The sequence below is a fragment of the Chloroflexota bacterium genome, from assembly GCA_011322445.1.
GTDB lineage: Bacteria > Chloroflexota > Anaerolineae > Anaerolineales > DRMV01 > DRMV01.
Genome location: DRMV01000040.1, coordinates 1 through 10995, shown reverse-complemented (window position 1 = coordinate 10995; position 10995 = coordinate 1). Strand labels below are relative to the sequence as shown.

At 62.8% G+C, this 10995-nt stretch carries 11 protein-coding genes; 2 read left to right on the top strand and 9 right to left on the bottom strand.

Annotation, left to right across the window (positions count from 1 at the left end; all coding sequences use genetic code 11):
• Positions 1 to 261 precede the first annotated feature (261 nt).
• Positions 262 to 534, top strand: a complete 273-nt coding sequence (locus ENJ54_08320) for a 30S ribosomal protein S15 (GenBank protein HFC09834.1) — start codon at positions 262 to 264, stop codon at positions 532 to 534.
• Positions 535 to 746: 212 nt separating this feature from the next.
• Positions 747 to 2963, top strand: a complete 2217-nt coding sequence (locus ENJ54_08315; protein ID HFC09833.1) for a polyribonucleotide nucleotidyltransferase — start codon at positions 747 to 749, stop codon at positions 2961 to 2963.
• A gap of 82 nt (positions 2964 to 3045) precedes the next feature.
• Here the strand turns inward: ENJ54_08315 and ENJ54_08310 are convergent, their stop codons facing one another.
• From ENJ54_08310 to ENJ54_08270, 9 genes are all read right to left on the bottom strand, one after another.
• Complete coding sequence (locus ENJ54_08310; GenBank protein HFC09832.1) at positions 3046 to 3915, bottom strand: hypothetical protein; 870 nt, start codon at positions 3913 to 3915, stop codon at positions 3046 to 3048.
• Positions 3902 to 5005 carry an endolytic transglycosylase MltG gene (mltG, locus tag ENJ54_08305; protein ID HFC09831.1) on the bottom strand — a complete coding sequence of 368 codons (1104 nt, stop codon included), beginning with the start codon at positions 5003 to 5005 and terminating at the stop codon, positions 3902 to 3904. The genes ENJ54_08310 and mltG overlap by 14 nt, the downstream gene beginning before the upstream one ends.
• Positions 5002 to 5430: a Holliday junction resolvase RuvX gene (ruvX, locus tag ENJ54_08300; GenBank protein ID HFC09830.1), complete on the bottom strand. Its 429-nt coding sequence runs from the start codon at positions 5428 to 5430 to the stop codon at positions 5002 to 5004. Before ruvX ends, mltG begins: the two co-directional genes overlap by 4 nt.
• A gap of 17 nt (positions 5431 to 5447) precedes the next feature.
• Positions 5448 to 6932: a hypothetical protein gene (locus ENJ54_08295; protein ID HFC09829.1), complete on the bottom strand. Its 1485-nt coding sequence runs from the start codon at positions 6930 to 6932 to the stop codon at positions 5448 to 5450.
• Between the two features lie 193 nt (positions 6933 to 7125).
• Positions 7126 to 7491: a hypothetical protein gene (locus tag ENJ54_08290; GenBank protein ID HFC09828.1), complete on the bottom strand. Its 366-nt coding sequence runs from the start codon at positions 7489 to 7491 to the stop codon at positions 7126 to 7128.
• Positions 7492 to 7495: 4 nt separating this feature from the next.
• On the bottom strand, positions 7496 to 8293 hold the full coding sequence (locus ENJ54_08285; GenBank protein ID HFC09827.1) for a hypothetical protein: 798 nt from the start codon (positions 8291 to 8293) through the stop codon (positions 7496 to 7498).
• A 1-nt stretch (position 8294) separates the two neighbouring features.
• A complete protein-coding gene (locus ENJ54_08280) occupies positions 8295 to 8534 on the bottom strand; it encodes a thiamine biosynthesis protein ThiS (protein HFC09826.1) in 240 nt (79 codons plus the stop codon).
• A gap of 85 nt (positions 8535 to 8619) precedes the next feature.
• Positions 8620 to 10377 (bottom strand): aldehyde ferredoxin oxidoreductase, encoded by a 1758-nt coding sequence (locus ENJ54_08275; GenBank protein ID HFC09825.1) that lies wholly within the window; start codon positions 10375 to 10377, stop codon positions 8620 to 8622.
• 40 nt (positions 10378 to 10417) lie between these two features.
• Positions 10418 to 10771, bottom strand: coding sequence for a hypothetical protein (locus ENJ54_08270; GenBank protein ID HFC09824.1), 354 nt, complete (start codon positions 10769 to 10771; stop codon positions 10418 to 10420).
• Positions 10772 to 10995: the final 224 nt, after the last annotated feature.

Here is a 10995-nt window from a genome sequence, read left to right as displayed (position 1 = left end):
CGGCTCAAACGAGCCGGTGCTCGATGGACGCCATACGGGGCTGAAATGACCGCCAAAGCGCGAGCAGCCTGGTTGAGCGATGCTTGGTCTCCCACCACCGGCTGGCCCCTTGCTGCCTGATTCTACAACTTATGAGTGCTCCCAAGGTGCTCTCTGCCGCGCGGGTTTTTGCGCTTTGTGGTATAATCACCGCCGCTGACTTGACCAGACGACGGCTGCGGCTATCGTCTTGGAGACTTGCACAAAAGGAGATGCATGGTCATGGGTTTAGATAAAACCACCAAAACCGAGGTCATCGAGACCTTCCACCGTTACGAAAAAGATACGGGTTCCCCTGAGGTGCAGATTGCCATCCTCACCACCCGCATCAAGCAACTCACGGAACACCTGAAGGTGCACAAGCACGACGAATCTTCCCGCCGCGGGCTGCTGAAGATGGTGGGGCGGCGGCGACGCTTGCTCAACTACCTGCGCCGTACCAATTATCCCCGCTATCTGGAACTCACCGAGCGGCTGGGTATTCGCCGTAAGTGAGCGGGAAGGCATCCGCGCGTAGGCGCTTCCGACGCCTACGCGTTTTTTATGTCGTGCTTTCATTGTGATTCAGGGGGATGCCACTATCTGCCCGGCTTCCCCTTGTTGTAAAACCCTTTTACCTGCCCGCCGGTTGGGAATTGGAGCCTGCGGCCAACCTCGTTGGCTGTGGATTCCAGTCCCTGACCGGACGGGCGACCTATGGAGGTCCTATGAAACCCCAAAACCACCGTTACGAAACCGTGGTTGGCGACAAAACCGTCGTCATCGAAACCGGGAAGTTGGCGATGCAGGCCAACGGTGCCGTCACCGTCCGCCTGGGCGACACCATGGTGTTTGCCGCGGCGACCATGAGCAAAGAAGCCCGCGAAGGCATTGACTTTTTCCCCCTGCGGGTGGACTACGAAGAGCGCATGTACGCCGGTGGGCGCATCCCCGGCTCGTTCTTCCGCCGCGAAGGCCGCCCTTCCGAGGAAGCCACCCTCACCGCCCGCCTGGTCGATCGCCCGCTGCGCCCGCTCTTTCCCAAAGACCTGCGGAACGACGTCCAGGTGGTGCTTTATTCCATTTCGGCCGACGAAGAAAACCCCATCGACATCCTTGCCATCAACGCTGCCTCGGCCGCGTTGATGATTTCCGACATCCCCTGGCATGGCCCGGTGGGCGCGGTGCGCATTGGCTACATTGACGGCGAGTTTGTGGTCAACCCCACCTTCCCCGAACTGGAAAAGTCGACCCTCGACCTGCGCATTGCCGGCACTCGCGATGCCATTTTGATGGTGGAAGCCGGGGCGAGCGAAGTGCCTGAAGAGGTGATGGTGGAAGCCCTGGCCTTTGGCCATCAGGCGCTGCAGCCGATGATTGACATTCAGGAAAAGATGGCTGCCGAACTGGGCAAGCCCAAGCGCACCTATACGCCCTTTGTGGTGGAAGAAAGCCTGGTGGAGCAGGTTGAGGGCATGGTTGCCGACCGGATTCGGCAACTGCTGGAAACCCCGCACACCAAAGCCGAGTTCAACGATGGCATTGACGCGTTGAAGAAAGAGGTGGTGGAAGCCCTCGCGGGCGAAGATGCCTCGCAAGCCCTGCCCGTCAAGGTGGCTTTCGAAGACGTGCTCAAGAAAATCGTGCGCAGCCGCATTCTCAACGAAGGCATCCGCCCCGATGGCCGCGGCACTACCGACATCCGCCCCATCTGGTGCGAGGTGGACATCAGCCCCCGCGCCCATGGCTCCGGGCTGTTCACCCGCGGCGAAACCCAGGTGCTCACCCTGGCTACGCTGGGCACCCCGCGCGAAGCGCAGGAAATCGACGGCTTGACCCCCACCGAAAGCAAGCGCTACATCCACCACTACAACTTCCCGCCCTTCTCGGTGGGCGAAGTGCGCCCGATGCGCGGCGCTTCCCGCCGTGAAATCGGCCACGGTGCGCTGGCTGAACGCGCGCTGCTGCCGGTCATCCCCTCGGAAGAAGAATTCCCCTACACGCTGCGGCTGGTTTCCGAGGTGCTTTCCTCCAACGGCTCCACCTCGATGGCTTCCGTGTGCGGCTCCACCCTTGCCCTGATGGACACCGGCGTGCCTATCAAAGCCCCGGTGGCGGGCATCGCGATGGGCCTCATCAAGGAAGGCGAGCAGTATGCCGTGCTGACCGACATCCAGGGCATGGAAGACCACCTCGGCGACATGGACTTCAAAGTCGCGGGCACCGCAAAAGGCATCACCGCCTTGCAAATGGACATCAAGATCGCGGGCATCACCAAAGAAATCATGCGCCAGGCCCTGGCGCAGGCGCGGGAAGCCCGCCTGTTCATCCTCGGCAAGATGCTGGAAGTCATCCCCGAACCGCGCCCGCAACTGAAGCCCCACGCGCCGCACATGATCGTCGTCCGCATTCCGGTGGATAAAATCGGCGCGATCATCGGCCCTGGCGGCAAGACCATCCGCGGCCTGCAAGAGGAAACCAACACCAAAATCGACATCATGGAAGACGGCCTGGTTTACATTGCCTCGCCCGACATGGCCGGCGCGACGCAGGCGCGTGAGCGCATCGAGGCGCTGACCGAAACCCCTGAGGTGGGGCGCATCTACACCGGCAAGGTGGTGCGGGTGACCGATTTCGGCGCTTTCGTGGAAATTTTGCCCAACACCGATGGGATGGTGCATATCTCCCAACTGGATACCGAGCCGGTGCGCCGTGTGGAAGACGTGGTTCGGGTGGGTGATGAAATCACCGTGATGGTGACGAACATTGACCCTACCGGCCGCATTCGCCTTTCCCGCCAGGCTGTGCTGGAAGGCTGGACGGTGGAGGAAGCCCAGGCGCACGACAAGCCCAACCGCTCGCGCGGCGGCAGCCGTGGCGGCAGCAACCGCGGCGGCCGGCGGGACAATCGTTCCCGCGGCAACCGCGACCGCCGCAATCACTAAGCAGCCCTTCTCCTTCGAGAAAAAACAGGCCTGGCATTTGAGCCAGGCCTGTGGTTATAAAAGGCGCTTTGCGCTTTTCTTGTCAATCGTCGTAAAGCACCGTGGCTTCGGCGTAATAGCGCACGCCTTTGGCTGCCAGGCGTTCCTGCAGCCAGGCGCGTAACTGGGCGCGTTTCTCTTCCAGGCTGATAGGCGCGGCCAGGGCTTCCAGCGAATAGTTGACCCGCAGCGCCCGCGGCGACACGATGAAGCGCGTGATGCCCGGCGGCAGCAAATGCCCTTCTGAAACCAGGCGCTGTACCTGTTTGACCTTGAACGGCGGGAAAATGACCACACCGCTGATGTCGGGGTACAGGGCTTTGAGCACCTGGGCATCGTGCTCGTTGGTGCGGTCCAGCGCAGCCCGCCGTTGGTAACTTTGTACTGCCGCGTTCAGGGTCGCGATGGTCGCGATCTCGTCGTCTTCAGGGGGCGCCGAAAACACCCGGCCATCGGGCAGGCTGACCACCAGCATCAATTTGCGTTCGTGAAGCGCGGCCACGCTGAGCGCCAGCGAGACGGAAGGCCGCAAGCGCGGCACGGTTTCCTGCAGGCCGAGCAGCAGGTTTTCCGGCGTCAGGCCCCATACCACATGGTTCCAGGTGCGGAGGGCCAGCCCGGGCGCGTTGGGCTCGACCACTTGCACGATGATGTGAGGGATGCCCAGCAGGCGCACCGCGGTGACCCGGTTGGTGCCATCTAAAATCATGTAGCGGTGGCTGCCATCGCAAAAAGGCATCACGATGGGCGGGTTCTTCAGCACGCCCGCGGTGCGCAATTTTTCCATCAGGGGGCGGGCGCGTTGCTCATCATAATATTCGTGCGGAAAGATGTTTTCGACGGGTAAAATGTCCAGCGTTGGCAGGTTGTTTTCCACAGCGGTCTCCTCGAAGCCAGAATTAAGGGCACGCATTTTGCAGGTGCTGTTGAAAGGTGCGGCTGAAGACGTGTCGCCCTGAGCCGTCGCACGCTGCGCGGAAGAAAAGATCGTCGGTGGCAGGCGCGTGAGCCACGGCCTGCAATGCCTGCAGGGAAGGGTTGTCGATGGGGGCCGGGGGCAGCCCTGCATGGCGGTAGGTGTTGTAGGGGGAATTGACTTTCAAATCGGCGGCGGTGAGAGGGGCTGGCCACCACGCGCCGGGTTGGCCTAAAGCATATTGCACGGTGGGGTCGGCTTCCAGCGGCATGCCGCGGTGCAGCCGGTTGAGATATACGGCGGCAATGTGGGGCATTTCGTCGGGATGGTGGGTTTCTCGCTGCACGATGGAAGCCAGCGTAAGCGCTTGGTAGGGCGTCAGCCCCTCGGCGCGCACGGCTGCTTGCCAGGCGGGGGTCAGCCATTGGGCCATGCGGTGCAGCATGGCCGCGACGGCATTGGCTGGGGTGGTGTCGCGCGGGAAAGTATAACGACCGGGTGCCAGGAAGCCTTCCAGCGAGGCGTGGGGCGGGGGGATAATCGGCAGGCTGGCATCGGTTGCCTGGGCAGTGGCTTCCAGGAATTGTGCCGGGGTAAACGCCAGGCCGCTGGAAGGCACCGCGGCTGCGATCTCTTCCCGCCGCCAGCCGGGCAGCACCACCACCACGGCATCCTGGGGCGGGGTTTTCCGCAGCCGGGCGGCCAGTGCCACCGGCGCAAGCGGCTCGGCCAGCCGGAAGGTGCCCGCTTGCAGGTCGGTATCCCAGCCTTTGTAGCGCACGTAGGCGAGGAACGCGGTGGCATCGGGGATCAAACCGGCGTCGTGCAGGTGCCGGGCGATGGCAGCAGCGTTTTCGCCGGGGGCAATTTCCACCGTTGCACCAGCCGTCGCAGGCACCGGCGTCAGGAGTGCGTTTTGTGAGGTGAGCAAAGTGTGGCTTAGCCGCCAGGTTGTCAGGAAGCCCAGGTCTGCTGCCGGAGGGCCAAACTGGGCTTGCGCCTGGCGGGTATCGGCAGACGCGCGCCAGCCCATCCCTCCCAGCCCGACCACGACCAGTAGCGTGAGCAGACAGCCGAAGCGTTTCATGGCTCAGTGTTGAGCGGCGCGCCGGCGTCGAGGTAACTTTGCAGAATCACGGTGGCGGCAACAGCATCGGGGCGACGTTGCCGGCGGCGCGCGGTGCCCATCATTTTCCACGCTGCGAGGGCTTTTTGCGTGCTGCCGGTTTCGTCCCACAAAATGACAGGCAGGCGGCTGGCCTCTTTCAGCGCCGCGGCGAGGTTGGCCGCGCGGCGCGCTTGCAGCGTGGTGGGGCGGCCAGCGGCGTCGGTGGCCTGCCCGACCACAATGCGCCCGACGCCATGCTCGGCTGCGATGCGGGCAATGGCCTCGGCATCGGCTTCGCGCGCGCGATGCCGCAGCACGGTGAGGGGGCCTGCGATGGTGGCCGTGGGGTCGGAAATCGCCAGGCCGATGAATTTTTCGCCGGGGTCAATGGCTAAGATGCGCATAGGAATTCGAGAGAGGTTCAGGTATTGGGAATGACGACCTGAATGCGGAGGGGAAGCAGGCTCACCCACGGCCACCAGCGCGGCCAGGGGGTGACTTTGGGGGAGGCGGCCAGCGGCAGGGCTTGCTGAAGCCGCTGAGCGGCAATTTCGGGGGTGTGGCCGCGAGCCACGCGGCGGGCGGTTTCCTCGTCCAGGGGTGCGATGAAGGCGCCCTGCGCGCGCAAGCGCCACGCATAGCGGTCGTTGCCCCGCGGTGTGATTTCCCCGGCTTCCACCTGAATGCTGGAAGGCACCAGCCTCATGCCAGAGGGGGCCTGGGCTGTGAGGGCGCGGCGTGCCAGGGTGCGGGCGTCGTTGGGGTCAACGATCAGAACCCGGAAGCGCACCCGCAAGGTGAGGTGCAGCATGTTGGCGGGCGCGGGCTGGGGTGGGTCGAAGGTGCGCTCCAGGTCGGCGGCGGTTTGTAACGAGGGCAACACGATCCACGCGTTGGGGAACTTGCGTTCCAGGGTAGCCAGCGCCTGGGTTGCCAGATGCGCCCGCAGGGTGGCTTCCAGGCGTTGGTAGTCGTCGGCGGTGGGGGCGGGCACGCTCATGTCGCGCCCCCCGGCCGCGGGCAAGGGGTTGTCGACAGCAACCTCGAAGGCCAGAGGGCCTTCCAGAAAGCCGAGGTCATGCGCCGGGCGGTTGGCAGCGCGGCCGCGCGGGATGGAGGTTGCTGTTACTTCGGCGGTGGCGCCGGGGCCTGCAGGCACGTGGGCGCCCTCCGTGGTGAGAAACACCACGTGGCCGGTGTGGCTGTGGACGCGCGTGCCTTTGGGCACCTCGACGGCGTGGGAAGTCAGGTTGGTGAAGGTAAGGGTGACGCTTGCTGGCGTTTGGGGCAGGCGGCTGATGCCGCTGACTTCCTGCGCGGCGCGGTTGCCGACGGTGACCGTTTCCCAATGGGCGGGTAAATGGTCGGTGGCGTCGGGTGCGGTGTAAGCCGGGCTGACCACCGCGGTGAGCGTCAGGGTGCGGGTGGTGCGGGTGGGGGTCAGGGTCAGGCGTGCCCCGGGCAGTGTGAAGGCGGCCAACAGCAACACCGCTGCCACGCCTGTGAGGAAGGCGCCCCATCGCTGGAGGGGGGTGAGGCGGCTCCAGGGTGGGGGACGGTGTGCCCATGCTTGCAGGGCATACAAATCGGTGTGACGCCGCCGTCGTGGCAGGCGCACCCGCCGCCAGCGCCATGCTTTGCGCAGCGCCGTCTTCCGGTCGGGGAAGACCGGAATGCCCGCTGCTTCGGCTTCCCGCCGCGGGCCGCGTGCGCGCGTGATGATGGCGATTTGTGTGCCCAACGCGTCGGCTGCTCGCCGTAGCCGCACGAAGTCGAGGGTGCGTTGTACCGCGCAGCCCTGTTGGGGCCACAGCAGCAACGCCCGCGGCGCTTTTGCCCAGGCAATTTTATCTTGCAGGGCGGCGAGGTCGTCCAGCGGGTCGACGGGAATGAGGGCGGTTTTCATGGCGCTGGGGGAATTATAGCATCAAGCCGCCTCGCAGGGGAAGTGGGGACGTCATGGGTTGCCCCTCTCCCAGCGGGAGAGGGGTTTCGTGCTCTCGGAACGTGACGTTGATGCGCTCCCTTTGACTTTGTGAAGGCTCGGTGACGCGAACGCGGCGCGGCCGATGAACTTCCCCCTGGCTGGCGGCAGGTGGTCAAATCACCAGGGTGGCCATGTCGAGGCCAAACAGCGCAACTACATCGCCGTCGTTCATGGTGACGCAGAGTTCCCAATTGTGGCAGTTTTCGCAATATTGCTGGTAGCCCAGGTGCTCGGCCATGGCGTTTTTGGTGGTTAGCAACTGGTTGTTGAGGAAGATGGTGTAGAGGTCGTCTTTGCTGACCCCAATGCGCTGCAAAACGTTTTCCAGGGTTTCCCCTACCGGCACTTCCATTTCAATGACGCCGCGCGTGCCGACTTCACGGGTCAAGGGCAGGCGTTTGCGTAACTTGCCGTAAATGTTGATTTGAATTTTGGCGATGGGGGTCTTGCCGATTTCCAGGTTGTTGAGGTCGTTCATGGGTTTACTCTTTTGCTCCGGGGGTGAGGCGGATGGCGAGATGGCCGCGAATGGGGCGGCTTCCGTAAGGAATGAGCGCGACGATGGCCTGGGCGTCATCGCGCTGGGCGAGGAAACTGGCGAACCGGATGTTCGGCTCGCGGTTGGGGAAGGGGTAGTAGGCCGTGATTTCCCAGCCGTGGTGGGGCAGTTCGCGCAGGTAAAAGGCTTGCAAGGCGGCCAGGGGGGCATCGCCTGTCCAGGCTTCCCAACCCTGGTCGGCGGTGGTGTCGGCCAGCACGCTTTCCACCGCGGTGGGGTGATACTGCGGCGGCAAGGGAAGCCCCGCGGCGGTAGTGGCGATGGAGGCGGTGTGGGCCACGAAGCGCAGGCTTTGCACCATGCGAGAGGCCGGTGCCTGGAAAATGGCTTTCTCGTCTGTGGGGTGGGTGAGCATCAGATGCAGGATGATGCCTCCCGCGGCCAGCAACCCCACCCACAGGCGACGCTTTTGCCTGGCGGGCATAAGCAGTTCTGATTCATAGCCTTCCAGGTTGCCCACTTTCAGCGGCGAAGCCCCGACTTTTTTGGCCCCTTTCATGATGCTGACGCGGGTGATGTATTCCGTCCAAAGGGGTTCAATGGGACGCAGGTAGGGGTTGAGCTCGGGGCGGATGGCAAAATGCCCGGCCTGTTGCAGGTTTTCCGTGTTCAGTTTGTCTTTGTGAGGCCCGAAGGCGGTCACTTCGCCCTGTTCTTCCCATACCCAGCCGTTGGGGTAATCGAGGGCGTATCCCCACAGCGGATGCACGAAGGTTGGCATTTCAACCGCCTCCCACCGCAGGGATGTAGGCTATCCGGTCGCCATCGGCGAGCCTTTCTTCTGGCTCGACCTGGAGGCCGTTGCGCATGATGATTTTGACCTCATCCAAAGGAATGCCCAGCCGTTGGGCCAGTTCGGCGGCTGTGGTGCCTTCTGGAATTTCCACGGTTTTGGCTTCCCCGATGCCCAGGTCGGGAAGGTAGGGCCTCAACGTGGCAAAGACACGGACTTCGACTTGCATACCACCTCGCTTGTCCTTTTATGGGCAGTAGGGGCAAGTCTCAGACTTGCCCCTACTTTGGCATTTGCTGGTGACAGGGCTGGGGTTAGTCTTCGTGCACCCAGGCGTACACTTTGTCGATTTCTTCGTCGGGCACGTCCCACACCACGTTGTGCGGCGGGAGTTTCTCGTAGCGCATGAATTCCGGCAGGCGGTCGTCGGCGTTGGTAAAGCCGGCACGCTCGTTGAACAGGCGCTCTTTCTTGAGCACTTCCTTGCCGAGGGCTACCACGTCGGTGCTTTCGGGATCCCACCCCATCACGCCGGCCACACTTTCCACCATGCCCTGGAAGCCTTCTTCGATGTCGAGGATGGGGAAGGCGATGAAGAGGCAGTAGCCGCTGCTGTCGATGAAGGCGGTGGTAGCCTGGAAGGCGAGGGAGAGGTCGGCTTTCCCTTCGTAGGTCATCGGGTCCACTTTGCCGCCTACCCCGGCAATTTCGGGGGCGATGGTGTAGCCGGAGGTATGGTCGGCGCCCATCGTGCTGGTCGCGTAGGTGAAGCCGATGCCTTTGATGGCGCGCGGCTCGTAAGCGGGCATGGATTGCCCTTTCACGGTGGGCACGCGGTGGACGCCAAACATTTTTGCGGTGGCTTCCACGCCGTTGGAAAGGATGCGCCCCAGAGGTGTGCCTTTGGCGATTTCGTCGAAGAGCGCCAGTGCGCCTTCCTTGTCGCCGAATTCGATCAGCCCGGCTTCCATGGCGATGGCGATGGTGTTGCCCATCTCGATGGTGTCGAGGCCGAGGTCGTTGCAGGCTTTGGTCATCTTGGCGACGAAGTCGAGGTCGTCGATGCCGCAGTTAGCGCCAAGGGCAAAAGCAGTTTCATATTCGATAGGGGAGGCAATGATGGTGCCGTCGGGGCCGGGGTAGATGTTGGAGCACTGAATCACGCAGCCGGGGTGGCAGGCGTGGCCGGTCATGCCGGCTTTGCGCTCGGCGACGATTTCGGCAATCATTTCGCCGGAGATTTTGGCCGCGCCCTCAAACTGGCCGCTGGAGAAGTTGCGGGTCGGCAGGCCGCCGGCTTCGTTGATGATGTTCATCAACACGTCAGTGCCGTAGGCGTTCAACCCGCCGCCCTGTTTGGTCAGGTCGTGCGCCAGGATGGCGTTGGTCAGCTTCTTGCGCCCCTTCTTGAAGAGGTCCATGTTCTTGATTTCCACGCCAGGGCCGCCTTTGTCATCCACGACAATGACTTTGACGTGGCGTGCGCCCATCACGGCCCCCAGCCCCCCACGGCCAGCGTAGCGGCCGGGGTTGTTTTCGGGGTCGTTCACTGAGATGCCCGCATTGGCGGCCAGGCGTTCACCGACCGGCCCGATGCCGATGACGGCAGGTTTGTTGGGGTAGCGTTCCCACATCAGGCGGTCGACTTCTTCCATGCCTTTGCCCAGCAGGTCGCTGGCATCTTCAAATTTCACACCGTCTTTGTTGATGAAGATGGTGTACCACTTGCCGTCTTTGGGCTGGCCTTCCAGAATGATGGCGGCGAGGCCCAGTTTGGCGATTTTCTGGCTGGAAAGCCCGCCGGAGTTGGCCTCTTTGATGGTGCCGGTGAGGGGGCTTTTGCCGCCGAAAGAGGTGCGGCCGTTGCTGGGCGCGGCAGGCGTGCCGGAAACCCACCCGGGGGCGATCACCAGTTTGTTGTTGGGCCCTAACGGGTGGCAAGTGGGGTCGACTTCGTCGAACACAATAGACGAGGTCAGCCCACGACCGGCCCACTTGGCCCACTTCTCGGGAAGGTCCTCGTAAGTGGCGCTGAGGTCGGTCATGTTGATGCGGAGAATTTTGCGTGCCATAGGTGCCTCCAAGAGAAAAAAGGAAATGGAACGGACAGGGCTATTGTGCCTCTCGCGGCCGATGCCTGAGGTAATCGTGGGTTTGGGTGTAGGCTGCCAGTTTGGATGACATGGGTGCTCCCCCGCGATACTGGTAAGGCCAGACATAGTCGGCGGCAAAAATTCCCACATGGTCACCGTCGTGCACAGGGTCGTCGAGCGAAAGGTGCAGCCCAGGCAGGTCGTGAAGCACGGCGTTGATGAAGACTAACCCGGTTTCTTCAGGAGGAATGCTGAAGCGGGCCAGCAGTTCTCGCACGGTGGTGGTGCCTTCCAGGGGAATAGTGAGGGTGGCGATGTGTTTCCCGCCAGCGTGTTGGGCAATCGTGCCGTAGAGGTGAAGAGAGATTGACATGCAAGCCCCGTGGGAGCAGAAGGTATTGATACTTCCAATTGTACTATGGAATTGCTCAAGATAGGGAAACTTATGGCGTTTGGGAGCACTCATAAGTTGTAGAATCAGGCAGCAAGGGGCCAGCCGGTGGTGGGAGACCAAGCATCGCTCAACCAGGCTGCTCGCGCTTTGGCGGTCATTTCAGCCCCGTATGGCGTCCATCGAGCACCGGCTCGTTTGAGCCG